A 25885-nucleotide genomic window follows, 5' to 3' on the forward strand; every position below is an offset into this window, starting at 1 on the left:
GACGGGCAGTCGGAGAGTAAAGCAGACGAAAGCTTATTTGTAACAACAACAAGAAAGTTGATACATGATACCCGGCAGGAAAAATCCCTCTTTCAGAAATGTGGCCTTGTCACTGACAAGGCCACATTTCCATTACCGTCGTTGCAGCTTCAAAGATCTCAGAAAAGCTTCCGGCCTTTGTTCGCAGCAATGCGCATGCGCAAGGCGTTGAGCTTGATGAAGCCCGCTGCGTCGGCCTGGTTATAGGCGCCGCCGTCTTCTTCGAAGGTCGCGATGTTGGCATCGAACAACGATTCGTCGGACTTGCGACCGGTGACGATCACATTGCCCTTGTACAGCTTCAGGCGCACAACGCCGTTCACGTGTGCCTGGGACGCATCGATCATCTGCTGCAGCATCAGACGCTCAGGGCTCCACCAGTAACCGGTGTAGATCAGGCTGGCGTATTTAGGCATCAGCTCGTCTTTGAGGTGAGCCACTTCGCGGTCCAGAGTGATCGATTCGATCGCACGGTGAGCGCGCAGCATGATGGTGCCGCCAGGAGTTTCGTAGCAACCACGGGACTTCATGCCCACGTAACGGTTCTCGACGATGTCGAGACGGCCGATACCGTGTTCGCCACCGATACGGTTCAGGGTCGCCAGCACGGTGGCCGGGGTCATTTCGACGCCGTCCAGTGCCACGATGTCGCCGTTGCGGTAGGTCAGTTCCAGGTACTGCGCCTTGTCTGGAGCCTTCTCCGGGGAGACGGTCCATTTCCACATGTCTTCTTCGTGCTCGGTCCAGGTGTCTTCCAGCACGCCGCCTTCATAGGAAATGTGCAGAAGGTTGGCATCCATCGAGTACGGGGACTTTTTCTTGCCGTGACGCTCGATCGGGATATTGTGCTTTTCAGCATAATCCATCAGCTTTTCACGGGAGAGCAGGTCCCATTCGCGCCAAGGGGCGATCACTTTCACGCCAGGCTTCAGTGCGTAGGCGCCCAGTTCGAAACGAACCTGGTCGTTACCCTTGCCGGTGGCGCCGTGGGAAATGGCGTCAGCGCCGGTTTCGTTGGCGATTTCGATCAGGCGTTTGGCGATCAACGGGCGAGCGATGGAAGTACCCAGCAGGTACTCGCCTTCGTAAACGGTGTTGGCGCGGAACATCGGGAAAACGAAATCGCGCACGAATTCTTCGCGCAGATCGTCGATGTAGATCTCTTTCACGCCCATGGCCTGAGCCTTGGCGCGTGCAGGTTCAACCTCTTCGCCCTGACCCAGGTCAGCGGTAAAGGTCACCACTTCACAGTTATAAGTATCCTGCAGCCACTTGAGGATCACCGAAGTGTCCAGGCCGCCGGAATACGCCAGAACGACCTTGTTTACGTCCGCCATGCCATCACTCCACGGGGTTCTACGGAAAGCCGTGAAGTCTACCGGTCATACGGAATAATTTACAGAGGCGCGACAGCTTATGACGACGAAGCGACAGATTCTGTCGAGCGAGCGACGAATTCAGCAAACTCAGGATGTCGCCGAAGAGCTTCCCGGCGTCGTGGTTTGAGGCGCGACTTTCTCGGTCGGTGCCACCCGCTCCAGGCGCACCGCGACCCGGCGATTCTTCGCGCGGTTGGTGGCGCTGGTGTTCGGCGCCACAGGGTAGCGCTCACCGTGGAAACGCAGGGTGATCTGCGATTCCTGGACGCCATTGGCCTTGAAATAGTCCATCACCGCCAACGCCCGGCGGCGTGACAGCTCGCGGTTGGTCAGGCGATTGCCGCTGTTGTCGGAGTGCCCGTCGAGTTCGATGTGATTGACCGTCGGATCCGCTTTCATGAACTCCAGCATCACCTGCAACTGCGCCTTGGCTTGCGAATCAAGATCAACGCCTTCACCCGGGAAACCGATCTCGGACTGTTTGACCTGCTCGAAATTCTTCGGCAGCAGTTTCGCCACGCAACCCTGGTAGTCGTTGAAGGCCTTGCTGAACTTGACCGGCAACAGGCGCACTTCAGAGACGCGGCCATCACCAGAGGAATGCCGGATGACCGGACTGCGGCCGTCCATCAACCCGCTGATCAGGCGATCGGCCTGAACTTGCGAACTGTTGAACAACACGTTGCCGCTGCCGATTCTCACCGATCCCAGATTGATGTCGCCACGTCCCGGTTGCCACGGCGCAGCGGCCGCCAGCAGGGTTGCTGAACCGCCACCGATCATCGCGTTGTAGGCTTTCAGACGAAACGTCGCCTGCTCGCCGGCGCGGCGCACGAATTCACCCGAACCGAAATCGGTAATCGGCTGAGTCAGGCGGCATTCGAACTTGTCACCTTCGACCGTCCACTCGATGCTCTCCAGACGTGTCTGGAAAGTGAGCGCCATCGCAGGGAGGCTGGCAAACACACTGAGCAAGGCTAAATAACGCTGGCGCACGGGAGGCTCCACTGGCTTCTACAACAAAAAGACCGACACACATATTTACGGCATACCTGTTGGATATCGGAAGCTTCCTGCAAAACTTGATAGCGAGTGCCTGAGAGAGTCTTTTCCGGTAGCATTCCCCAGAGTTTGACCCGCCTGGAATCCCCTCATGTCCGACCGCCTGACCCTGCTGCGTCCCGACGACTGGCATATTCATCTTCGCGATGGTGCTGTGTTGACCAATACCGTTGCGGATGTCGCGCGCACCTTTGGTCGCGCCATCATCATGCCCAACCTGGTACCTCCGGTGCGTAACGCCGCTGAAGCCGACGGCTATCGCCAGCGGATTCTCGCTGCACGTCCGGCCGGCAGTCGTTTCGAACCGTTGATGGTGCTGTACCTGACCGACCGCACCCAGCCCGACGAAATTCGCGAGGCCAAGGCCAGCGGTTTCGTTTACGCCGCCAAGCTGTACCCGGCCGGCGCGACCACCAACTCGGACTCGGGTGTCACCAGTATCGACAAGATCTTCCCTGCACTTGAGGCCATGGCCGACGTCGGGATGCCCTTGCTGATTCACGGTGAAGTCACCCGCGGCGATGTCGATGTGTTCGACCGCGAAAAAATCTTCATCGATGAGCATATGCGTCGTGTGGTCGAGCGTTTCCCGACGCTCAAAGTGGTGTTTGAACACATCACCACCGCGGACGCCGTGCAGTTCGTCAACGAGGCTTCGGCCAACGTTGGCGCGACCATCACCGTGCATCACCTGCTGTACAACCGCAATCACATGCTGGTGGGGGGATTAGGCCGCACTTCTATTGCCTGCCGATCCTCAAGCGCAACACCCACCAGGAAGCCCTGCTCGACGCTGCCACCAGCGGCAGCAACAAGTTCTTCCTCGGCACCGACTCGGCGCCTCACGCCCAGCACGCCAAAGAAGCGGCCTGCGGCTGTGCCGGTTGCTACACCGCTTATGCGGCGATCGAGATGTACGCCGAAGCCTTTGAACAACGCAACGCGCTGGACAAGCTTGAAGCCTTCGCCAGCCTCAACGGCCCGCGCTTCTATGGCCTGCCGGTGAACACCGATCGCATCACCCTGGTCCGCGATGAGTGGACCGCCCCAACCAGCCTGCCATTTGGCGAGCTGACCGTAATCCCGCTGCGCGCCGGTGAAAAACTGCGCTGGCGCCTGCTGGAGGAACACGCGTGAGTGAAGACCATTTCGACGACGAACAGGACGGTCAAGGCGGCGGAGGTGGTTCGCGCCACCCCATGGCTGAGCGCTTCCGTGGATACCTGCCAGTTGTTGTCGACGTTGAAACCGGTGGTTTCAACTCTGCCACTGACGCCCTGCTGGAAATCGCCGCGACCACGATCGCCATGGATGAAAAAGGCTTTGTGTATCCCGATCACACCTATTTCTTCCGCGTCGAACCTTTTGAAGGGGCGAACATTGAAGCCGCGGCGCTGGAATTCACCGGGATCAAACTCGATCACCCGCTGCGTATGGCGGTGAGCGAAGAAACGGCCCTGACCGATATCTTCCGTGGTATCCGCAAGGCCCTGAAAGCCAACGGCTGCAAACGGGCAATTCTGGTTGGGCACAACAGCAGCTTTGACCTGGGTTTCCTCAACGCCGCTGTCGCACGCCTGGACATGAAACGTAACCCGTTTCACCCATTCTCCAGTTTCGATACCGCGACCCTCGCTGGCCTGGCTTACGGTCAAACCGTACTGGCCAAGGCTTGCCAGGCGGCGGACATCGACTTCGACGGTCGTGAGGCTCACTCGGCGCGCTACGACACCGAGAAGACGGCCGAGCTGTTCTGCGGCATCGTCAATCGCTGGAAACAAATGGGCGGCTGGGAAGACTTCAACGACTGATCCCGGTCGCTGAATTTCTCCCGACCATAAAAAAACCGGCCTCAGTGGCCGGTTTTTTTATGCCTCGAACGTGCCTTACAGCGCAGCAGCGTTCTCGGTCAGGTAAGCCGCGACGCCTTCGGTCGAAGCAGTCATGCCTTTGTCGCCTTTTTTCCAGTTGGCAGGGCAGACTTCGCCGTGCTCTTCGTGGAATTGCAGCGCGTCGACCAGACGGATCAGCTCTTCCATGTTACGGCCCAGCGGCAGGTCGTTGATGATCTGCGAACGGACAACGCCTTTGTCGTCGATCAGGAACGCGCCACGGAAAGCAACGCCGCCTTCGGACTCAACGTCGTAGGCCTTGGCGATTTCGTGCTTCATGTCGGCAGCCATGGTGTAACGAACCTGGCCAATACCGCCATTGTTCACCGGGGTGTTGCGCCATGCGTTGTGGGTGAAGTGCGAATCGATCGACACCGCGACCACTTCAACGTTGCGCGCCTTGAAGTCAGCCATGCGGTTGTCCAGAGCGATCAGCTCGGACGGGCAAACGAAGGTGAAGTCCAGTGGGTAGAAGAACACCAGGCCGTATTTGCCTTTGATGGCCGAGGACAAGGTGTAGCTGTCAACGATTTCGCCATTGCCGAGGACGGCAGGTACGGTGAAGTCCGGGGCTTGTTTGCCTACGAGTACGCTCATTGAATATCTCCTGGTCTATATATCGTGAAGAACTGGGTTCGTGTCAGCCTGCCACCCTCAGGCGACAGCCCTGTGACACGCCCCCCTTCGCAAGGACCGACCATCATACACGGCGTTTTTGGGCTGTTCTCAACGGTTTTTCAACCGCGCGTCAAATTGGTCGTCGCGACAGGTGATGGCAGAAGCCCGGATGAAAACCGTTCGTCAGTCATACTCGCTTATAACGCGAAGCTTTCAGAAAGCACTTTGACAATCATTCTCGTTAACATTAAGATCCATCGCAACTGAGTCACCACCAGCGACGGTTCTTAGCTTATGTATGTCTGCCTCTGCACTGGCGTCACCGACGGTCAAATCCGCGATGCAATCTATGAAGGTTGCTGCAGCTACAAAGAAGTCCGCCAGGCCACTGGCGTAGCCAGCCAATGCGGTAAATGCGCCTGCCTTGCCAAGGAAGTGGTGCGTGAAACCCTGACCAAATTGCAATCGGCCCAGGCTGCGATTCCTTTCCCTGTAGAATTTACTGCCGCGTAACTACCCTATTCCAAAGAACCGGACTTGATGTCCGGTTTTTTTATGTCTGAAAATCAACTGCTTACGCTCTAGACGCGGAACACAAACATTCTTATTCCGATTAATTTTCATTTAAGTTTCAATAACTTAGGTTTGACACTCTTAGTTGTGCGGCTCAAACTCCGCCTTATTGACAGCTAATACAGGGCAGGACCCCATCATGAAAGGCGACATTACAGTCATCCAGCATCTCAACAAGATCCTTGCCAATGAGCTGGTCGCGATCAATCAATATTTTCTGCATGCGCGCATGTACGAAGATTGGGGTCTGAACAAGCTCGGCAAGCACGAATACCACGAATCCATCGACGAGATGAAACACGCGGACAAGCTGATCAAGCGCATCCTGTTCCTCGAAGGCCTGCCGAACGTCCAGGACCTGGGCAAGCTGCAGATCGGCGAACACACCCAGGAGATGCTCGAATGCGACCTGCGTATTGAGAAAACTGGTCATGCCGACCTCAAGGTTGCCATCGCTCATTGCGAAACCGTGGGTGACTTCGGTAGCCGTGAATTGCTCGAAGATATCCTTGAGTCCGAAGAAGAACACATCGACTGGCTGGAAACTCAACTGGGCCTGATCGATAAAATCGGTCTTGAGAACTATCTGCAATCGCAGATGGGCGAAGAGTAAGTTAGCGCCCGCTAAACTCGAGACAATAAAAAGCCCCGCACTCTTTTATAGAGGCGGGGCTTTTTAATGCCCTTTGTCTCGTCCTGAACAAGGTTTGCACCTGTTTCAGGACGAAACATCTGCAGGAGCGAAGCTTGCTCGCGAAAGCGGTAGTCCAGTCAACTTATGTGCTGAATGTTGTACCGCTTTCGCGAGCAAGCTTCGCGCCTACAGGTACCGGGTCAGGCTTCGGTCTTGTTCGCAGCAGCCGCTTCAACGGCAGCCTTGATCGTGGCCTGCAGCGAACCATCAGCCGACATTTCAGTCATGATGTCGCTACCGCCGACCAGCTCACCACCGACCCACAGTTGCGGGAAGGTTGGCCAGTTGGCGTATTTTGGCAGGTTGGCGCGGATTTCCGGGTTCTGCAGGATGTCCACGTAAGCAAACTTTTCACCACATGCCATCACGGCCTGCGCGGCTTTCGCGGAGAAGCCACACTGCGGGGCATTGGGCGAACCTTTCATGTAAAGCAGAATGGTGTTGTTAGCAATCTGCTCTTTAATCGTTTCGATGATATCCATGGAGCACCTCGGCTGAACTTTCCGACTCAGAGGTCGGCACGGTGGCGCATTGTAACGGAAACCCGAGCGCCATGCTCGGTCTCCCCGACAGACACAATCAAGCCGCCGCCACTGTCACCGGAACACCGTTCAACGCAGCATTCCCCGACAACTCGTCGAGCTGACATTCATCGGTCAGGTCGTTGGCGCTGGAGCCCGGTTGACTACTGGCGATCGTCATCTGCACGCCGGGCCGTGCATGCCCCCAACCGTGAGGAAGGCTGACCACACCTTTCATCATGTCCAGGCTGGCGAGCACTTCCACTTCGATCACACCAACCCGTGAACTGACCCGCACGCGCTGCCCGTCACCGAGTCCACGACTGGCCAGGTCATCCGGGTGCATCAACAATTGATGGCGCGGCTTGCCCTTCACCAGACGGTGATAGTTGTGCATCCACGAGTTGTTGCTGCGCACATGGCGACGACCAATCATCAGCAATTCGTCGGCAGCCGGTGCTTGCAGCGCGGCGAAACGGGCAAGGTCAGCGAGAATCGCAGCCGGCGCGGCCTGGACTCGCTGGTTGGCGGTTTTCAGGCGTGGCGCCAGGTTCGATTTGAGCGCGCCCAGATCGACGCCGTGCGGGTGATCGAACAGCGTCGCCAACGAAAGCTTGTGCGCCGAGGCATCGCCATAAAGCCCCATCCGCAGCCCACGATCGATCATCTGCGCCGGTGCAATGGTCGGTTTCAGCTCCTTGCCGGTCTTCGCAGCAAAAGCCTGGGCCAGGCCGACAAAGATCTCCCAGTCATGCAATGCACCTTCGGGCTTGCCCAGGATCGCCCGGTTGAAACGGGTGACGTTGCGCACCGCGAACATGTTGAACGTGGTGTCGTAGTGGTCGTTTTCCAGTGCCGAAGTCGACGGCAGGATCAGGTCGGCATAGCGCGTGGTTTCATTGATGTACAGGTCGATGCTGACCATGAACTCCAGACCGTCCAGCGCCTGTTCCAGTTGCCGGCCATTGGGTGTGGACAGCACCGGATTGCCGGCCACGGTGATCAGCGCACGAACCTGCCCTTCCCCGCCCGTCAGCATCTCTTCCGCCAGGGCCGACACCGGCAACTCACCGCCGTACTCGGGACGCCCGGACACCCGGCTCTGCCACAGATTGAAATGCCCACCCGACGTCGAAGCCACCAGATCCACCGCAGGTTCAGTGCACAAGGCACCGCCGACGCGGTCGAGGTTACCGGTGACCAGGTTGATCAGTTGCACCAGCCAATGACACAGCGTGCCGAAGGCTTGGGTCGAGACGCCCATCCGGCCATAGCAGACCGCTGTCGGCGCCGCCGCGAAATCCCGGGCCAACTGACGAATCTGTTCTGCCGGCACCGCGCACAAGGGGCTCATCGTGTCGGCAGTGAATGTGCTGATCGCCTGACGGACTTCATCCAGACCGTCGACCGGCAAATGGCTGTCGCGGGTCAGACCTTCTGCGAACAAGGTATTGAGCAACCCGAACAACAGCGCCGCATCGCCACCGGGGCGCACGAACAGATGCTGATCGGCTATCGCTGCCGTTTCGCTGCGGCGCGGATCGACCACCACCACTTTGCCGCCCCTGGCCTGAATCGCCTTCAGGCGCTTCTCCACATCGGGCACGGTCATGATGCTGCCGTTGGAGGCCAGGGGATTGCCCCCGAGGATCAACATGAAATCGGTGTGGTCGATGTCCGGAATCGGCAGCAGCAAGCCGTGGCCGTACATCAAATGGCTGGTCAAGTGATGAGGCAACTGATCGACCGAGGTCGCGGAAAACCGGTTGCGGGTTTTCAGCAGGCCCAGGAAATAATTGCTGTGGGTCATCAAGCCATAGTTGTGCACGCTGGGGTTGCCTTGATAAACCGCCACCGCATTCTGCCCGTGATGCTCCTGAATCGCAGCCAGGCGTTCGGCGACCAGGCTGAAAGCGTCTTCCCACTCGATAGGCTGCCATTCGCTGCCCACTCGCAACATCGGCTGACGCAGGCGATCCGGATCGTTCTGGATGTCTTGCAAGGCAACCGCCTTGGGGCAGATGTGCCCACGACTGAACGTATCCAGCGGGTCACCCTTGATTGAGGTGATCTGCACGCCATTGCCTTCGACCTCGGAGGTCTCGATGGTCAGGCCGCAGATGGCTTCACACAGGTGGCAGGCACGGTGATGGAGAGTCTTGGTCATGGCCAGTCTCTGTTTTGTTCTGGGCGGGCAATATCAGCCGCGGGAACAAAACTATGGCGCCTGACCCGCGACTGCGCCAGCGACGTTCGTCTTGTGAATCGACGACCATCAGGCTAGCCGATGGCCGTGCACGATCAATTCGGCGGCAACCTGGGCGGCGGCGCCTGCAACTGGATCTCTTGAATGGTTTCGATCTGTTCCTGGGCGATATGTACGCCGGTGAGCTCGCCGATCAGTCGCCAGTGTTCGTCGAGCCCGGTACTAATGGTTGCCATGCGATCGATCATGCGTCGACCGGCCGCTTTGGTCACTTCGTCTTCACTGCGCATCAATTCGAAGGACATCGACGTCATGGAAGCGGTGAGGTGGGTCAAGGAGCGGGCCGTGAGGCCGAGTAAATCCATTAAAAGCTGTTCTTTCGATTCCATTCCGAAGGCTTCCTGCGTCACTCGTGAGTTAGTTATAACCCAGCACTTTGTATTAGCAAACGTTTCATCCAGAACACGGTGACAACCGGCGCCTTGAACAACAGACAAGACACGAAACGACCTCGTCAAAACCTGCGTTCGACCACACAGACAGGCTCACTGAGGCTGAGAAATCTTCGACGCCTTCTTTTTGAGCGGTGAGGCCAAGGCCGTCCAGATACCGCCGACCGCCAGCCAAAGCATCACGCCGGACCCGATCAGGATGATAGCTTTCTGGTTTGCCAGGATGCCCAACTGATGAGGCTCGGCTTGATAGACCTGCAACGCGATATCAATGACGCTCACCACTGTGAACCACGCGACCACCAGGGCAGCTCCATGCTTCAGGTCCGGCGTCGATCGCGCGAGTAGCGAAGCTCCCAGGTAGATTCCAATTGCGACCAATCCTCCCACTACCAAAAACTGGGTCGAATCAATCTGCAATCGCGTCATCCCTGAAATTCTTCACGCCGATAAAAGCGCCGACGATGGCGCCCACCACTGCGCTCGGAACGCCCGGATAAATCGTGCTTGCGATAATCGCGAAGCCCATGACCGTAGAAATGACAGCCATATCGAAGGCCGGCGAAACACGACGAAGGCGCGTCAGACCAGTGTGTCCGGGTTTATTGATCGCCATACAGCGCTCCCTCCCTGGGAGTGTTTGACTTTACGCAGTCGAGAATCCGCAATGAGGCGGATAATACCTGAGCGCAATCCGAAACCCGGCACCTGAAAACGTAACAGCAAACAACTCCGCGAGCTTGTAAGGGGCCCGGAGGGCGCTGTTCAGCGGGTCTTCCATTCTTCGCCGGATATCGAGCCAGATCACGGCAGTTATTGCAATCGAGCTTCGGCACCGTGTACAAATGCTGCTCACAAACTCGCAACGCGGATCGCGTTGTATCGCTTGAAACATGTTGGAAACCGTAAAAAAAGCCTCCTATTGGAAAAACGCGACATTTAATGTCAATATCGCGCCTCCCCCTATTTCGTCGCCCCGTGCGGCTTACGCCGCAGGTCTCGCCCGTTTTTCAGTTAAACAAGGCTTTGAGTATCTGCGGTCTGTTGCAAAAAGGTAGTCAATGATGAGCGCAAGGCACTTTCTCTCCCTGATGGATTGCACGCCCGAAGAGCTGGTCAGCGTGATCCGTCGAGGCGTTGAGCTCAAAGACCTGCGTAACCGCGGCGTACTGTTCGAGCCTCTGAAAAACCGCGTACTCGGGATGATTTTCGAGAAGTCCTCGACCCGTACCCGTATTTCGTTCGAAGCCGGCATGATCCAGCTCGGCGGCCAGGCCATCTTCCTGTCGCCGCGCGACACGCAACTGGGCCGTGGCGAGCCGATCGGCGACTGCGCCATCGTGATGTCGAGCATGCTCGACGCCGTGATGATCCGCACCTTTGCCCACAGCACCCTGACCGAATTCGCCGCCAATTCCCGCGTTCCCGTGATCAACGGCCTGTCCGATGACCTGCATCCGTGCCAGTTGCTGGCCGACATGCAGACGTTCCTCGAACATCGCGGCTCGATTCAGGGTAAGACCGTGGCCTGGATCGGCGACGGCAACAACATGTGCAACAGCTATATAGAAGCGGCGATCCAGTTCGACTTCCAGTTGCGCATCGCCTGCCCTGAAGGGTTTGAACCCAACCCGCAGTTCGTGGCCATGGCCGGCGATCGCGTGACCATCGTCCGCGATCCGAAGGATGCCGTGCGCGGCGCCCACCTGGTGAGCACCGATGTCTGGACCTCCATGGGCCAGGAAGAAGAAACCGCCAAGCGCCTGAAGCTGTTCGCGCCGTTCCAGGTGACTCGCGCCCTGCTCGACCTGGCGGCCGAGGATGTGCTGTTCATGCACTGCCTGCCGGCCCACCGTGGCGAGGAAATCAGCCTCGACGTGCTTGATGACAAGCGCTCGGTCGCCTGGGACCAGGCGGAAAACCGCCTTCACGCACAAAAGGCCCTGCTCGAGTTCCTCGTCGAGCCGGCGTATCACCACGCATGAGCCCTCCATTACTGCTTAACCTGCGCAACCTCGCCTGCGGCTATCAAGACCAGCGCGTCGTGCAGAACCTCAACTTGCATTTGAATGCCGGTGACATCGGTTGCCTGTTGGGCTCCTCGGGCTGCGGCAAGACCACCACGCTACGGGCGATTGCCGGTTTCGAACCGGTGCAGGAAGGTGAAATCACCCTCGCAGGCGAGACCATCTCCCGCGCCGGTTTCACCCTTGCCCCGGAGAAACGCCGGATCGGCATGGTGTTCCAGGACTACGCGCTGTTTCCGCATTTGAGCGTGGCCGAGAACATCGCCTTCGGGATCCGCAAGCACCCGCAAAAGGATCGTGTCACCGAAGAGTTGCTGGAGCTGGTCAACCTGAAAAACCTCGGCAAGCGCTTTCCGCACGAGTTGTCCGGTGGTCAGCAGCAGCGTGTCGCGCTGGCCCGCGCACTGGCACCGGAACCGCAATTGCTGTTGCTCGACGAACCATTCTCCAACCTCGATGGCGAACTGCGACGCAAGCTCAGCCATGAGGTGCGCGACATTCTCAAGGCCCGTGGCACCAGCGCGATTCTGGTGACCCACGACCAGGAAGAAGCCTTCGCGGTGAGCGATCATGTCGGGGTGTTCAAGGAAGGTCGGCTGGAACAATGGGACACGCCCTACAACCTGTACCACGAGCCACTGACGCCGTTTGTGGCCAGCTTCATTGGCCAGGGTTATTTCATTCGCGGCCAGCTGAGCAGCCCCGAGTCGGTGCAGACCGAATTGGGTGAGTTGCGCGGCAATCGGGCCTACACCTGGCCCGTGGGCGGTGCGGTGGATGTGTTGCTGCGTCCGGACGATATCGTTTATGCACCCGACAGCGGCTTAAAGGCGCGGATTGTCGGCAAGTCGTTCCAGGGGGCCTCGACGTTGTACCGTTTGCAGCTGCCGACCGGGGCGCAACTGGAGTCGATTTTCCCGAGCCATGCCGATCATCAAGTCGGTGCCGAAGTGGGTATTCGAGTCGCGGCTGAACACCTGGTGCTGTTCCAGGCATCGGGCAGCACGGCTGCGCAGATTCCGGTGGTAGAGTCCGGTGTCCGGCGCTACAGCACCGCCAGCTAATACACACGGACAAAAAATGTGGGAGCGTGGCTGCTCACTCCCACATCAAATTTGGGTTAACCGAGAATGAGTGTTCCGCTCGCAACCAGCGTCGCATTCCCGCCAATCTTCACCCGGTCCCCTTCCAGTCGGCAGAACAACGCCCCGCCTCGCTTCGAGCACTGATAAGCGCTGAGACTCGTCTTGCCCAACCGCTTCGACCAATATGGAATCAAGCTGCAATGGGTCGAACCGGTCACCGGGTCTTCATTGATGCCGATTGCCGGGGCAAAGTACCGGGACACGAAATCATGCTGACTCCCCTTGGCGGTGACGATTGCACCCGGCCACGGCAGCTTGGCCAGGGCGATCATGTCTGGCTGGCAGTTGAGCACGGCCTGCTCGGACTCCAACACCACGAACAACTCGTTGGGACCCAGAACATCGACCGCTTCGACGCCCAAGGCGCGCTCGACATCCAGGGTCACGCCCACTTCAGATGGCACGACGGCCGGAAAATCCAGCCACAAGCGCCCGTCCTCGCGGCTTACGCTCAACGGGCCGGACTTGCAGATGAAGTCCAGGCGCTCGACCGGCTCCTTATAGATGTCAAACAACACATGCGCGCTGGCCAGGGTCGCATGGCCGCACAATGGCACTTCGGTCGTCGGGGTAAACCAGCGAATGTGCCAACCCTGCCCTTCACGCACCACGAAGGCGGTTTCGGCGAGGTTATGTTCGGCGGCAATCTTCTGCATCAACTCATCGGCTAGCCACGCCTCGAGCCGATACACCATGGCCGGGTTACCACTGAACGGACGATCACTGAACGCATCGACTTGATGAAATTCAAGCTGCATAACCTTCTCCCTGATTCAGGCGCGGCCGATATCGGCAAACTTGGCCTGAGTGTGTTCGGCCAGCACCGCCGGCGCCAATTCAACCTCAAGACCGCGCCGGCCGGCGCTGACGAAGATGGTCGCAAAGGGCTGAGCGGAGTTATCGATAAACGTGCGCAAGCGCTTCTTCTGCCCTAACGGACTGATCCCGCCCAACAGATAACCCGTCGCGCGCTGCGCAGCGGCAGGATCGGCCATTTCGGCTTTTTTCACGCCCGCCGCGTGAGCCAGATGCTTCAAGTCCAAAGTTCCGACGACCGGCACCACCGCTACCAGCAACTCACCTTTCTCACTGGCGGCCAGCAGCGTCTTGAACACTTGCGCCGGGTTCAGCCCCAGTTTCTCCGCGGCCTCCAGCCCATAGGACGCAGCCTTTGGATCATGTTCATAACTGTGCACGCGATGTTCGGCTCGAACTTTTTTCAACAAATCCAATGCGGGGGTCATGGCAGCTCCAGAGTGGGCGGCAGTAGAAAAATCCTGCGCTGGATTCTAGGACATTGGTCGGCAAAAGGCTCTATTGCGCCACTGTTTCAGCGGCTTGACGGCACAGGCTACCGTTCGTCCGTGCCAGGCCGGTCGCGTGAACAATACGATCATTCACATGACTAATAGTTGAATTATGACCGACAGTTCACTTTCGACCTTTGACAGCAGCGTTTCTTGTCTATATTTTTTCGAATCTGAATACTGTACGAATGTGTCATCGCAGCACCCCTGTAGCAGGCCGAGAACAGGATGGGGATTCTGCCTCGGTGGAAAACGCGCTTTGGCCATGATGAAAGAAGCGCCAGACAACAACAAAAACGAGGTTTTCAATGACAACTGCTTTACAACAACCGTCGCTCTCAAGCCAATGCATGGCCGAGTTTCTGGGCACTGCACTGCTTATCTTTTTCGGCACCGGTTGTGTTGCCGCTCTCAAGGTCGCGGGTGCCAGCTTTGGCCTGTGGGAAATCAGCATCATCTGGGGCGTCGGCGTGAGCATGGCGATCTACCTGACCGCCGGGGTTTCCGGAGCTCACCTCAATCCCGCCGTGAGCATCGCACTGAGCATTTTCGCCGACTTCGAAAAACGCAAACTGCCGTTCTATATCCTTGCTCAAATTGCTGGCGCGTTCTGCGGCGCATTTTTGGTCTACACGCTGTACAGCAATCTATTCTTCGATTTCGAACAAACTCACCATATGGTCCGTGGCACCCAGGCGAGCCTCGAATTGGCGTCGGTGTTCTCCACCTTCCCCAACCCGGCCCTGTCCACCGCCCAGGCTTTCCTGGTTGAAGTCATCATCACCGCCATCCTGATGGGCGTGATCATGTCCCTGACCGATGACAACAATGGCCTGCCAAAAGGGCCGCTGGCACCGCTGCTGATTGGCTTGCTGATCGCCGTGATTGGCAGCTCGATGGGCCCGCTGACCGGTTTCGCGATGAACCCGGCGCGTGATTTCGGTCCGAAGCTGATGACTTTCTTCACCGGCTGGGGTGAAATTTCCCTCACCGGCGGCCGCGATATCCCGTATTTCCTGATTCCGATTTTTGCACCGATTGTCGGTGCCTGCCTCGGCGCTGCCGCGTATCGCGGGCTGATTGCCCGTCATCTGCCCAGCGCCACACCTGCTACACAGGACGCAACACCGGCCATTGACGGCAAACCAAGAACTTCTTGATACCGTAGGCGCGTGATCCTGCCCATAAGATCACGCGCCGGACCTCTCTTCCTTTTTTCGTCCAAGGCAATCGACATGACCGACATTCAGAATAAGAACTACATCATTGCCCTCGATCAGGGTACGACCAGCTCCCGCGCGATCATTTTCGACCGCGACGCGAACGTGGTCTGCACCGCCCAGCGCGAATTCGTCCAGCATTACCCGCAAGCCGGTTGGGTCGAACACGACCCGATGGAAATCTTCGCCACCCAAAGCGCCGTGATGGTCGAAGCCCTGGCTCAAGCCGGCCTGCATCACGACCAGGTCGCGGCCATCGGCATCACCAACCAGCGCGAAACCACCGTGGTCTGGGACAAGACCACCGGCCGCCCGATCTACAACGCGATCGTCTGGCAGTGCCGCCGCAGCACCGAGATTTGCCAGCAGCTCAAACGCGACGGCCACGAGCAATACATCAGCGAGACCACCGGCCTGGTCACCGACCCGTACTTCTCCGGCACCAAGCTCAAGTGGATCCTCGACAACGTCGAAGGCAGCCGCGAGCGTGCGCGCAACGGCGAACTGCTGTTCGGCACCGTCGACAGCTGGCTGATCTGGAAATTTACCGGCGGCAAGGTCCACGTCACCGACTACACCAACGCCTCGCGCACCATGCTCTTCAACATCCACACGCTTGAGTGGGACACGAAGATGCTGGAGATACTGGATATTCCGCGCGAGATGCTGCCGGAAGTTAAATCTTCGTCCGAAATCTACGGCCACACCAAAAGCGGCATCGCCATCGGCGGCATCGCTGGCGACCAGCAGGCCGCCCTGTTCGGCCAGATGTGCGTCGAGCCGGGCCAGGCGAAAAACACCTACGGCACCGGCTGCTTCCTGCTGATGAACACGGGCGACAAAGCCGTGAAGTCCAAGCACGGCATGCTCACCACCATCGCCTGCGGCCCACGTGGCGAAGTGGCTTACGCGCTCGAAGGCGCAGTGTTCAACGGTGGTTCGACCGTTCAGTGGCTGCGTGACGAACTGAAGATCATCAACGACGCCCACGACACCGAATACTTCGCCAACAAGGTCAAGGACAGCAACGGCGTGTACCTGGTGCCAGCCTTCACCGGCCTCGGCGCGCCTTACTGGGACCCGTATGCCCGTGGCGCCCTGTTCGGCCTGACCCGCGGCGTGCGTGTGGATCACATTATTCGTGCAGCCCTGGAGTCGATTGCCTACCAGACCCGCGACGTGCTGGACGCCATGCAACAGGATTCCGGCGAACGTCTGAAATCCCTGCGCGTGGACGGCGGCGCGGTTGCGAACAACTTCCTGATGCAGTTCCAGGCCGACATCCTCGGCACTCAGGTCGAGCGTCCGCAAATGCGCGAAACCACCGCACTGGGCGCCGCTTACCTGGCCGGCCTGGCGTGTGGCTTCTGGGGCAGCCTGGATGAGCTGCGCGGCAAGGCGGTGATCGAACGCGAATTCGAACCGACCCTGGACGAAACCGCCAAGGAAAAACTCTACGCCGGCTGGAAAAAAGCCGTCAGCCGCACCCGCGACTGGGAACCACATGAAGGCGCTGAATAAGCCAACCTGAGTACTCGTATCGGTATGTAACTGGTAGGGAGCAGATTCCTGCGGCATCATGGGCAAATTTTGCACGGCAGCCAAAGGAAGCCCCATGAATCTGCCTCCCCGTCAGCAGCAAATCCTCGAACTGGTCCGCGAACGCGGCTATGTCAGCATCGAGGAAATGGCTACGCTGTTCGTCGTTACACCGCAAACCATCCGCCGCGATATCAATCAGCTCGCGGAAGCCAATTTGTTGCGTCGCTACCATGGCGGCGCAGCCTACGATTCCAGTGTCGAGAACACCGCCTACGCCATGCGCGCCGACCAGATGCGCGATGAGAAGCAGCGTATCGGTGAAGCCATTGCGGCTCAGATCCCGGATCACGCCTCGCTGTTCATCAATATCGGGACTACCACCGAATCGATTGCCCGGGCGCTGCTCAACCACAACCACTTGAAAATCATCACCAACAACCTGCACGTGGCCTCGATGCTCAGCGCCAAGGACGACTTCGACGTTCTGCTGACGGGCGGCAATGTGCGGCGCGACGGTGGCGTGGTCGGCCAGGCGAGTGTCGATTTCATCAACCAGTTCAAAGTCGACTTTGCCTTGGTCGGCATCAGCGGTATCGATGAAGACGGCAGCCTGCTGGACTTCGATTATCAGGAAGTGCGGGTATCCCAGGCGATCATCGCCAACGCCCGGAAGGTCATTCTGGCGGCCGACTCCAGCAAATTCGGGCGCAACGCCATGATTCGCCTGGGGCCGATCAGCCTGATTGATTGCCTGGTCACCGACCAACAACCTTCGCCGGCGCTCGCGCAGCTGCTGAGTCAGCACAAAATTCGGCTGGAAGTCGTATAACCCTTTCCAAACAGCGCGCTCCCTTGTGGCGAGGGAGCTTGCTCCCGCTGGGCTGCGAAGCAGCCCTGAAACCGGTAATCGTTGTATTTCCGGAAGAGCGTGTCGTCTGATTTGCGTCTGCTGAGCAAGCTCCCTCGCCACAAAAGCCTCCACCCCCCTCATTTAATGTTCGTATATTTTCCTTTCTCGGTCCTTCGATCAGTATTTTCAATCGAAGTTGACTGGCTGTGGGCGGCTTTATGGGCTACCATTTTCGCAAATGAACATTAATGTTCGAATTCCAATACAGAAAATCAAAAGAGCCCGAGGCCAGCCGATGCCCACTTCTACCTTGCCTACGCCCCCTCTCGCTGAGGTCTACGACATCGCCGTCATCGGTGGTGGGATCAATGGCGTTGGGATCGCAGCGGATGCCGCCGGTCGCGGCCTTTCGGTGTTCCTTTGCGAAAAAGATGACCTGGCCAGCCACACTTCGTCGGCCAGCAGCAAGCTGATCCACGGCGGCTTGCGCTACCTCGAACATTACGAATTCCGCCTGGTACGCGAAGCCCTCGCCGAACGCGAAGTGCTGCTGGCCAAGGCGCCGCACATCGTCAAGCAGATGCGCTTCGTGTTGCCGCACCGTCCGCACCTGCGTCCAGCCTGGATGATCCGCGCCGGCCTGTTCCTGTATGACAACCTCGGCAAGCGGGAAAAACTCGAAGGCTCGAAAAGCCTGAAGTTCGGTCCGGATAGCCCGCTGAAAAGCGAAATCACCAAAGGCTTCGAATACTCCGATTGCTGGGTCGACGATGCGCGCCTGGTGGTGCTGAACGCCATGGCCGCCCGCGAGAAAGGCGCCCACGTTCACACCCAGACCCGCTGCGTCAGTGCCCGTCGTACCAAGGGCCTGTGGCATCTGCACCTGGAGCGCGCCGACGGCAGCCTGTTTTCGATCCGCGCCAAAGCGCTGGTGAACGCCGCCGGCCCTTGGGTCGCCAAGTTCATTCGTGATGACCTGAAGATGGAATCGCCCTACGGCATTCGCCTGATTCAGGGCAGCCACCTGATCGTGCCGAAACTGTATGAAGGCGAACACGCGCACATTCTGCAAAACGAAGATCAGCGCATCGTCTTCACCATTCCGTACCTCAATCACTTCACCCTGATCGGCACCACCGACCGCGAGTACACCGGCGATCCGGCCAAAGTGGCGATCACCGAAGGCGAAACCGATTACATGCTGAAAGTGGTCAACGCCCACTTCAAGAAGCAGATCAGCCGCGACGATATCCTGCACAGCTATTCCGGCGTCCGTCCGCTGTGCAACGACGAATCCGACAACCCGTCAGCCGTCACCCGCGACTACACCCTGGCGCTCTCGGGCACTGGCGAAGAAGCGCCGTTGCTGTCGGTGTTCGGCGGCAAGCTGACCACCTACCGCAAACTGGCCGAGTCGGCGCTGGCACAATTGGCGCCGTACTTCACGCACATCAAGCCAAGCTGGACTGCCAGCGCCACCCTGCCGGGCGGCGAAGACATGACCACCCCGCAGGCGCTGAGCTCGCTGATTCGCGACAAGTTCGACTGGGTTCCGACTGAAATCTCACGCCGCTGGGCAACCACCTATGGCAGCCGCACCTGGCGCATGATGGAAGGCGTGCAGAACCTCAACGACCTGGGCGACCACATTGGCGGCGGTCTCTACACCCGCGAAGTCGATTACCTGTGCAGCGAAGAGTGGGCAACCACCGCCCATGACATTCTGTGGCGCCGCAGCAAATTGGGCTTGTTCACTACCCCGGCGGAACAGCAGAAACTGGTGGATTACCTGAGCAAGGTCGAGCAGAACCGCAGCAAGATCGAAGCGGCCTGATCGCCATCCGTTTAAATGAAAGCCCCTGAATCCGACGATTCAGGGGCTTTTTTGCAGGCGCTCATTGCGCCAGATGCAGCAACAGGAAATCAATGAACGCCCTCGTTTTGTGGGGCAAATGCGGGCTGTTGGGAAACACCACGTTGACGGACTGCGAGGGCAGCGAATAGTCGGGCAACAGGCGAATCAGCCGCTCGCTGGCGATGTCGTCCTTGACCACCCAGGCGGGCAGCACCGAGACGCCCAGCGACGACAACGTCATGGAGCGAATGGCCGTGGAAGAGTTGGATTCAAACTGATTGATCCCGCTGATCTCGACAGCCCCTGATTGCGGATGACGCAACGTCCACTGGGTCGGTGCCTGCAGGTTGCTGTTGGCGATCCACGGCACCGAGTTCAGGTCCTGAGGCGTTTGCACCGGGTGACGGGCAAGAAACGTCTGCGTAGCCACCAGGACAATTTCATAATCCGCCAGCTTACGGCTCTTGAAAGCCGAGTCTGCCAAGTTGCCCAGACGAATAACCAGGTCTAACTTTTCCGCCACCAGATCATTGAGTGAAGAGTTAAAGTCATAGCAAAGTTTTATTTCCGGATAGCGCTCTATAAATTGCGGTATCAACGGAAGGATATAAGCCTCGCCGTATTCTATGGTGGAACTGAACCGCAACTTGCCGGTGACACGATTATGACCTTTCAATACATTATCGAAGGCACTATCGATGTCCGCGACAATACCTTTGAACGATTCATAAAAATCCTGACCTATTTCCGTGAGGGAGATATTTCGGGTATTTCGAATCAACAACGTCGCGGACAGCACATCCTCCAGCGCCTTGACATGCAGGCTGGCCATGGCCTTGCTGATATTCAGGTAATTGGCGGCCTTGGTGTAAGAACCAAAATCGACCACCGCCAGAAATGTCTGTACCCGATTAAGATGAGTGTGCATAGCAATAGAGCTCACTGTTTAATCCCGTCAAACATTGTTTCAAGGATAGTCGTATCGACAGTTCAAGTCCATCGCCCCTATGCTTTGCGACAAAGGGGAAACAACATGACCTATCGCTACAAAGTTGCACTGATATTTCTCATCGGATTTTTTATAGACTGCATTAACATCTTTATATCGGCGGTCGCACTACCGACTCTATCGGCGGCGCTGCACGTTAGTACTTCAGACGTTGCCTGGGTGGCTAACGCTTATATTCTGGGGCTGACACTGATCATCCCGGTCAGCACTTGGCTGGCCGGTCGTTTTGGCAGTCGGGAAATCCTCACCGCCTCGATGATCGTGTTCACAGCCTCCGTGTGGATGTGCGGGCTGGCCGACAGTTTCAACGAGCTGGTGATCTGGCGCTTCGTCCAGGGGATGGGCGGCGGTCTGTTGATTCCAGTCGGCCAGGCACTGACATTCAACCTGTTCAAGGGTGAGCAGCGGGCGAAAATATCCACGTTGGTCATGGCTGTTGCCCTGATAGCGCCCGCCATTTCACCGACCATCGGCGGCATCATCGTCGACAGCAGTTCCTGGCGCTGGGTGTTCTACAGCAACATCCCGTTCTCGCTGATCGCGGCTTTGCTGTCCTGGTTCTGGATCAATGAAGCGCGGCAGACAAGTTTGCCCCGGCCCGACATCAAGGGTTTGCTGCTGGTCAGCGCCGCACTCGGCAGCCTGTTGATGGGCATGTCGTTGTATGGCGGCGACGCTCCGGCCTGGGTGGCCGCCCTCTTCGTCACGGCCGGCGTTACGTTTGTCCTCCTGTACGGGCTGCACTACCGCCGCTGCAAAAACCCGATCATTGAACTGAGCCTGCTCAAAAGCAAAAAACTCAGCACCTCCATCTTTATCTATTACGCGATTCCCGGTGTGTTCACGGGGGTCAACCTGATGAGCATCCTCTTCCTGCAAAACACCCTGCACTTCAGCGCCCGACTGACAGGGATGTTCATGATCCTCTACGCCATCGGCGCGTTCATCGCGATGCTGATCTGTGGCCGGACCTACAACCGGATGGGCGCCAAGCGGTTGTTTGCCCTCGGCATGCTGTTGCACAGCGCCGGCATCGCCACCCTGTTATTGGTCAACGATCCCTCGGACCTCTGGGTAATAGTCATCGCCTACAGCTTGATGGGGATTGGCGGTGGCATCGGTGCCAACACCGCACAAACCACATCGCTGATGGACTTCGAGGGCAATGACACGCACAAGGCCAGTGTCATCTGGAACATCAACCGACAGATGTCATTCAGCATCGGTGCCGCCCTGTTCCTGATGGTTTTCAACCTGCTCTTGAAGCACTTCGATACCACCCAGGCCTATCACGCGACCTTCGCCATCGCCGCGCTGGTGGGCCTGTTTCCACTCTTTCAACTGAGTCAGTTGAACACTCAAAAGGGACTGTCATGCACAACAAAATAGTTGAACAGGCGCACCACAGCGTTCATCACGTGCACGAGTTGATTCAAACCCTGCTCTCCGATGCAAACGGTCAGGGACAGTCCATGCTCGAGCCGCTGATGTCGGCATTCGACGAGGACTTCAGCATGGTCACCACCTCGGCCGCCATCGTCAGCCGGGCGACGGTCGAACAGATGTTCAAGGGTGCAATCGGCGCCAAGCCAGGTCTGGAGATCATCATCAGCGACCTGCAAACGGTCTGGCAGGAAGGCCACAGCGTGGCGATCCGCTACAAGGAAACCCATCGCCTCGACCAGCGCGAAAGCTCAAGGGTTTCGGTGGCGATCATTGACCTGCATCACCGCAACGCCCAGTGGATCTACCTGCATGAAACGCCGCTAAGCCAGGAAAGCTGATTTTCGATAATCAGCTGGCAGCCCCAAACACCATTCGGTTTTCCGAACACGACCTGTCGGTCGATTCGGTTAACCGGATTATCTTTCACAAAAAAAGAACGCCATAAATATTTAATCCCTTTATAAATCAATAACTTGATTTGACTCGCCTGGCCTGGCACGAGTCATGCTCTACACTCTTGGACGAATGTCTCTTGTGCACCCACTTCAGGAGCCGTCAGGCATTCGAAGCACAAAAGGGCCGATGAACTGGCTCCATAAAAAAAACAATGTCGAGGAAAATTTGATGCGCATCGTTCCCCATATCCTGGGCGCAGCCATTGCTGCCGCTCTGATTAGCACTCCAGTTTTCGCTGCCGAACTCACCGGCACACTGAAGAAGATCAAAGAGTCCGGTGTGATCACCCTCGGGCATCGTGACGCTTCCATCCCGTTTTCCTATATCGCTGATGCTTCCGGCAAACCGGTCGGCTACTCCCACGATATCCAGCTGAAAATCGTCGAAGCCATCAAGAAAGACCTGGACATGCCCAACCTCCAGGTCAAATACAACCTCGTGACCTCGCAAACCCGTATCCCGCTGGTGCAGAACGGCACCGTGGACGTCGAGTGCGGTTCCACCACCAACAACGTGGAACGTCAGCAGCAAGTTGCCTTCTCCGTCGGCATTTTCGAAATCGGTACGCGTCTTCTCTCCAAGAAAGACTCCGCGTACAAGGACTTCGGCGACCTGAAAGGCAAAAACGTCGTGACTACCGCGGGCACCACGTCCGAGCGCATCCTCAAGTCGATGAACGCCGACAAGCAGATGGGCATGAACGTCATCTCCGCCAAAGACCATGGCGAATCCTTCCAGATGCTGGAAACCGGCCGCGCCGTGGCTTTCATGATGGACGACGCCTTGCTGGCCGGTGAAGCAGCCAAAGCCAAGAAGGCGGATGACTGGGCCGTGACCGGTACTCCACAGTCCTACGAGATCTACGGCTGCATGGTTCGCAAAGGCGACGAGCCGTTCAAGAAGGCGGTGGATGACGCCATCAAGGCGACCTACGCTTCGGGCGAGATCAACAAGATCTACGAAAAATGGTTCATGCAGCCAATCCCGCCTAAAGGCCTGAACCTGAACTTCCCGATGAGCGACGAGCTCAAGGCCCTGATCGCCAATCCGACCGATAAAGCGGCTGACGACAAGCCTGTAGAAAAAAAGTCCTGAATTCTGACTAACCTTATCTCCTGAGAGGGCCACTGCCCTTTCAGGGATAGTCACTCCCTGCTGGCATTTTTGGAAACACTCGAACCGGTGGTTGTCGAGCCGTTCGTGTGTGCCTGACCACCAGAGTCGGGCGGGAACGGAGCTTCCCCAGGCGGGCACTTGTACATCGAACGATCTGAGGGGAGACCCTAATGAATTACAACTGGGACTGGAGCGTGTTCTTCAAGTCCACCGGCGTGGGCAGTGAGATTTATCTCGACTGGTACCTCTCCGGTTTGGGCTGGACCATTGCCATCGCCGTCGCCGCCTGGATCATCGCGCTGCTGTTGGGCTCGATTCTGGGTGTCATGCGCACCGTGCCGAATCGCATCGTATCGGGCATCGCGACCTGCTACGTCGAACTCTTCCGAAATGTGCCGCTGCTGGTTCAGCTGTTCATCTGGTACTTCCTGGTGCCCGATCTGCTGCCGCAAAACCTGCAGGACTGGTACAAACAGGACCTGAACCCGACCACCTCGGCTTTCCTCAGCGTCGTCGTTTGCCTGGGCCTGTTCACCGCTGCTCGTGTATGCGAACAAGTGCGTACCGGCATCCAGGCGCTGCCTCGTGGCCAGGAAGCCGCCGCTCGCGCCATGGGTTTCAAACTGCCGCAGATCTACTGGAACGTGCTGCTGCCCCAGGCCTACCGGATCATCATTCCGCCGCTGACCTCGGAATTCCTGAACGTGTTCAAGAACTCCTCCGTGGCGTCGCTGATCGGCCTGATGGAGTTGCTCGCGCAGACCAAACAGACCGCCGAGTTCTCCGCCAACCTGTTCGAAGCCTTCACCCTGGCCACCCTGATCTACTTCACCCTGAACATGAGCCTGATGCTGCTGATGCGTGGGGTCGAGAAGAAAGTCGCCGTACCGGGCCTGATCTCCGTAGGGGGTAAATGATGGAATTCGACTTCTCGGGTATCGTTCCGTCCCTGCCGGGCTTGTGGAACGGCATGGTCATGACCCTGCAACTGATGGCGCTGGGCGTCGTCGGCGGGATCATCCTCGGCACCATCCTTGCGCTGTGCCGTCTGTCCCACAGCAAACTGCTGTCGAACCTGGCTGGCGCCTACGTCAACTATTTCCGTTCGATCCCGCTGCTGCTGGTCATCACCTGGTTCTACCTGGCGGTGCCGTTCGTGCTGCGCTGGATCACCGGCGAAGACACCCCGATCGGCGCGTTCGCCTCCTGCATCGTGGCCTTCATGATGTTCGAAGCGGCGTACTTCTGCGAAATCGTCCGGGCCGGCGTGCAGTCGATTCCCAAGGGCCAGATGGGTGCTGCCCAGGCTTTGGGCATGACGTATGGCCAGATGATGCGTTTGATCATCCTGCCGCAAGCGTTCCGCAAGATGACCCCGCTGCTGCTGCAACAGAGCATCATCCTGTTCCAGGACACTTCGCTGGTCTACGCGGTCGGCCTGGTGGACTTCCTCAATGCTTCCCGTGCCAGTGGCGACATCATCGGTCGCTCCAATGAGTTCCTGATCTTTGCAGGTCTCACGTACTTCACAATCAGCTTTGCCGCCTCGCTGCTGGTCAAGCGTCTGCAAAAAAGGTTTGCCGTATGATCTCTATCAAGCAAGTCAACAAGTGGTATGGCGACTTCCAGGTACTGACTGATTGCAGCACCGAGGTCAAAAAAGGCGAAGTGATCGTGGTGTGCGGGCCGTCCGGTTCCGGCAAATCCACCCTGATCAAATGCGTCAACGCCCTGGAACCGTTCCAGAAAGGCGACGTGGTGGTCGATGGCACGTCCATCGCCGACCCGAAGACCGACCTGCCGAAACTGCGTTCGCGCGTCGGCATGGTGTTCCAGCATTTCGAACTGTTCCCGCACCTGACCATCACCGAAAACCTGACCATTGCGCAGATCAAGGTGTTGGGCCGCAGCAAGGAAGAAGCCACCAAGAAAGGCCTGCAACTGCTTGAGCGCGTTGGCCTCTCGGCTCACGCCCACAAGCACCCGGGCCAGCTCTCCGGTGGCCAGCAACAGCGTGTGGCAATTGCCCGTGCGCTGGCGATGGACCCGATCGTCATGCTGTTCGACGAACCGACCTCGGCGCTGGACCCTGAAATGGTCAACGAAGTGCTCGACGTGATGGTGCAACTGGCCCACGAAGGCATGACCATGATGTGCGTGACCCACGAAATGGGCTTTGCCCGCAAAGTGGCGGATCGCGTGATTTTCATGGACCAGGGCAAAATCATCGAAGACTGCAAGAAAGAGGACTTCTTCGGCGATATCACCCACCGCGCCGAGCGTACACAGCACTTCCTTAACAAGATTCTGCAGCACTAAGTTCTACCACCGCCCCCCTGTGGGAGCGAGCCTGCTCGCGAAGACGGCTTAACAGTCAACATCGACATTGGCTGATCCACCGCCTTCGCGAGCAGGCTCGCTCCCACAAGGGTCCGCGGCGATTTACAAGTAAGTGTTGTGGTTGACCCAAGGCATC

25 protein-coding genes and 2 pseudogenes are annotated in these 25885 nt (G+C 58.0%); 16 read left to right on the forward strand and 11 right to left on the reverse strand.

Features of this window, described 5'->3' with window-relative positions; all coding sequences use genetic code 11:
* Positions 1-158: 158 nt before the first annotated feature.
* Entirely contained in the window at positions 159-1376 is a 1218-nt protein-coding gene (locus HP062_RS13945) for an argininosuccinate synthase (protein WP_007898502.1), read from the reverse strand.
* A gap of 129 nt (positions 1377-1505) precedes the next feature.
* The gene (locus HP062_RS13950; RefSeq protein WP_172791553.1) at positions 1506-2414 is read right to left on the reverse strand and encodes an OmpA family protein; all 909 of its coding nucleotides are present in this window, start codon (positions 2412-2414) and stop codon (positions 1506-1508) included.
* 157 nt (positions 2415-2571) lie between these two features.
* On the opposite strand from HP062_RS13950, the pseudogene pyrC reads away from it, so the two are divergent.
* Together pyrC and rnt are read left to right on the forward strand one after the other, a co-directional pair.
* Positions 2572-3617: pseudogene (gene pyrC / locus HP062_RS13955) on the forward strand (dihydroorotase).
* Positions 3614-4291, forward strand: coding sequence for a ribonuclease T (gene rnt, locus HP062_RS13960; RefSeq protein ID WP_008155580.1), 678 nt, complete (start codon positions 3614-3616; stop codon positions 4289-4291). The pseudogene pyrC and the gene rnt overlap by 4 nt, the downstream one beginning before the upstream one ends.
* A 75-nt stretch (positions 4292-4366) precedes the next feature.
* Here rnt and HP062_RS13965 read toward each other — a convergent pair whose 3' ends face one another.
* On the reverse strand, positions 4367-4969 hold the full coding sequence (locus tag HP062_RS13965; protein ID WP_010457682.1) for a peroxiredoxin: 603 nt from the start codon (positions 4967-4969) through the stop codon (positions 4367-4369).
* Positions 4970-5284: 315 nt separating this feature from the next.
* Between HP062_RS13965 and HP062_RS13970 the strand changes: the two genes are divergently transcribed.
* Entirely contained in the window at positions 5285-5503 is a 219-nt protein-coding gene (locus HP062_RS13970) for a bacterioferritin-associated ferredoxin (protein WP_007943567.1), read from the forward strand.
* Between the two features lie 199 nt (positions 5504-5702).
* Complete coding sequence (gene bfr / locus HP062_RS13975; RefSeq protein ID WP_010457685.1) at positions 5703-6176, forward strand: bacterioferritin; 474 nt, start codon at positions 5703-5705, stop codon at positions 6174-6176.
* Positions 6177-6397: 221 nt separating this feature from the next.
* Here bfr and grxD read toward each other — a convergent pair whose 3' ends face one another.
* The 5 genes from grxD to HP062_RS14000 all read right to left on the reverse strand — a co-directional run bounded on the left by grxD (position 6398) and on the right by HP062_RS14000 (position 10052).
* Positions 6398-6739 carry a Grx4 family monothiol glutaredoxin gene (grxD, locus tag HP062_RS13980; protein WP_010457686.1) on the reverse strand — a complete coding sequence of 114 codons (342 nt, stop codon included), beginning with the start codon at positions 6737-6739 and terminating at the stop codon, positions 6398-6400.
* A gap of 97 nt (positions 6740-6836) precedes the next feature.
* Positions 6837-8945 carry a molybdopterin oxidoreductase family protein gene (locus HP062_RS13985; RefSeq protein WP_102594576.1) on the reverse strand — a complete coding sequence of 703 codons (2109 nt, stop codon included), beginning with the start codon at positions 8943-8945 and terminating at the stop codon, positions 6837-6839.
* Positions 8946-9079: 134 nt separating this feature from the next.
* Positions 9080-9373, reverse strand: coding sequence for a hypothetical protein (locus tag HP062_RS13990; RefSeq protein ID WP_077749897.1), 294 nt, complete (start codon positions 9371-9373; stop codon positions 9080-9082).
* 156 nt (positions 9374-9529) lie between these two features.
* Positions 9530-9865 carry a hypothetical protein gene (locus tag HP062_RS13995; protein ID WP_138739082.1) on the reverse strand — a complete coding sequence of 112 codons (336 nt, stop codon included), beginning with the start codon at positions 9863-9865 and terminating at the stop codon, positions 9530-9532.
* The gene (locus HP062_RS14000) at positions 9846-10052 is read right to left on the reverse strand and encodes a hypothetical protein (RefSeq protein ID WP_010457690.1); all 207 of its coding nucleotides are present in this window, start codon (positions 10050-10052) and stop codon (positions 9846-9848) included. Before HP062_RS14000 ends, HP062_RS13995 begins: the two co-directional genes overlap by 20 nt.
* A 448-nt stretch (positions 10053-10500) precedes the next feature.
* On the opposite strand from HP062_RS14000, the gene argF reads away from it, so the two are divergent.
* Entirely contained in the window at positions 10501-11421 is a 921-nt protein-coding gene (gene argF / locus HP062_RS14005; RefSeq protein ID WP_010457691.1) for an ornithine carbamoyltransferase, read from the forward strand.
* The gene (locus HP062_RS14010; protein WP_010457692.1) at positions 11418-12527 is read left to right on the forward strand and encodes an ABC transporter ATP-binding protein; all 1110 of its coding nucleotides are present in this window, start codon (positions 11418-11420) and stop codon (positions 12525-12527) included. The genes argF and HP062_RS14010 overlap by 4 nt, the downstream gene beginning before the upstream one ends.
* Before the next feature lie 56 nt (positions 12528-12583).
* On the opposite strand, the gene HP062_RS14015 is transcribed toward HP062_RS14010, so the two are convergent.
* On the reverse strand, positions 12584-13366 hold the full coding sequence (locus HP062_RS14015) for a PhzF family phenazine biosynthesis protein (protein WP_172791554.1): 783 nt from the start codon (positions 13364-13366) through the stop codon (positions 12584-12586).
* Between the two features lie 15 nt (positions 13367-13381).
* Positions 13382-13852 carry a Cys-tRNA(Pro) deacylase gene (gene ybaK, locus HP062_RS14020; RefSeq protein ID WP_077749898.1) on the reverse strand — a complete coding sequence of 157 codons (471 nt, stop codon included), beginning with the start codon at positions 13850-13852 and terminating at the stop codon, positions 13382-13384.
* 371 nt (positions 13853-14223) lie between these two features.
* Here ybaK and HP062_RS14025 point away from each other — a divergent pair, with 371 nt between their 5' ends.
* From HP062_RS14025 to glpD, 4 genes are all read left to right on the forward strand, one after another.
* Entirely contained in the window at positions 14224-15075 is an 852-nt protein-coding gene (locus tag HP062_RS14025) for an MIP/aquaporin family protein (protein WP_077749899.1), read from the forward strand.
* 75 nt (positions 15076-15150) lie between these two features.
* Positions 15151-16656 (forward strand): glycerol kinase GlpK, encoded by a 1506-nt coding sequence (gene glpK, locus HP062_RS14030; protein WP_077749900.1) that lies wholly within the window; start codon positions 15151-15153, stop codon positions 16654-16656.
* A 94-nt stretch (positions 16657-16750) separates the two neighbouring features.
* A complete protein-coding gene (locus HP062_RS14035) occupies positions 16751-17506 on the forward strand; it encodes a DeoR/GlpR family transcriptional regulator (RefSeq protein WP_010457697.1) in 756 nt (251 codons plus the stop codon).
* Between the two features lie 316 nt (positions 17507-17822).
* Positions 17823-19361 carry a glycerol-3-phosphate dehydrogenase gene (gene glpD, locus HP062_RS14040; RefSeq protein WP_172791555.1) on the forward strand — a complete coding sequence of 513 codons (1539 nt, stop codon included), beginning with the start codon at positions 17823-17825 and terminating at the stop codon, positions 19359-19361.
* 61 nt (positions 19362-19422) lie between these two features.
* Here the strand turns inward: glpD and HP062_RS14045 are convergent, their stop codons facing one another.
* On the reverse strand, positions 19423-20310 hold the full coding sequence (locus HP062_RS14045; RefSeq protein ID WP_172792580.1) for a LysR family transcriptional regulator: 888 nt from the start codon (positions 20308-20310) through the stop codon (positions 19423-19425).
* A gap of 105 nt (positions 20311-20415) precedes the next feature.
* On the opposite strand from HP062_RS14045, the pseudogene HP062_RS14050 reads away from it, so the two are divergent.
* The 6 genes and pseudogenes from HP062_RS14050 (at position 20416) to HP062_RS14075 (ending at position 25728) form a co-directional block, all read left to right on the forward strand.
* Positions 20416-21784 (forward strand): annotated as a pseudogene (locus HP062_RS14050) (MFS transporter).
* Positions 21765-22175 (forward strand): DUF4440 domain-containing protein, encoded by a 411-nt coding sequence (locus HP062_RS14055; protein WP_172791557.1) that lies wholly within the window; start codon positions 21765-21767, stop codon positions 22173-22175. The pseudogene HP062_RS14050 and the gene HP062_RS14055 overlap by 20 nt, the downstream one beginning before the upstream one ends.
* 286 nt (positions 22176-22461) lie before the next feature.
* A complete protein-coding gene (locus tag HP062_RS14060; protein ID WP_042933025.1) occupies positions 22462-23388 on the forward strand; it encodes a glutamate/aspartate ABC transporter substrate-binding protein in 927 nt (308 codons plus the stop codon).
* Between the two features lie 191 nt (positions 23389-23579).
* Positions 23580-24326 (forward strand): amino acid ABC transporter permease, encoded by a 747-nt coding sequence (locus HP062_RS14065; protein WP_010457703.1) that lies wholly within the window; start codon positions 23580-23582, stop codon positions 24324-24326.
* A complete protein-coding gene (locus HP062_RS14070) occupies positions 24326-24997 on the forward strand; it encodes an amino acid ABC transporter permease (RefSeq protein WP_010457704.1) in 672 nt (223 codons plus the stop codon). Before HP062_RS14065 ends, HP062_RS14070 begins: the two co-directional genes overlap by 1 nt.
* Positions 24994-25728, forward strand: coding sequence for an amino acid ABC transporter ATP-binding protein (locus HP062_RS14075; RefSeq protein WP_102594572.1), 735 nt, complete (start codon positions 24994-24996; stop codon positions 25726-25728). The genes HP062_RS14070 and HP062_RS14075 overlap by 4 nt, the downstream gene beginning before the upstream one ends.
* Positions 25729-25885 lie beyond the last annotated feature (157 nt).

Origin of the sequence: Pseudomonas sp. B14-6 (assembly GCF_013260315.1) — a bacterium.
In the GTDB taxonomy this organism is placed as follows: domain Bacteria; phylum Pseudomonadota; class Gammaproteobacteria; order Pseudomonadales; family Pseudomonadaceae; genus Aquipseudomonas; species Aquipseudomonas mandelii.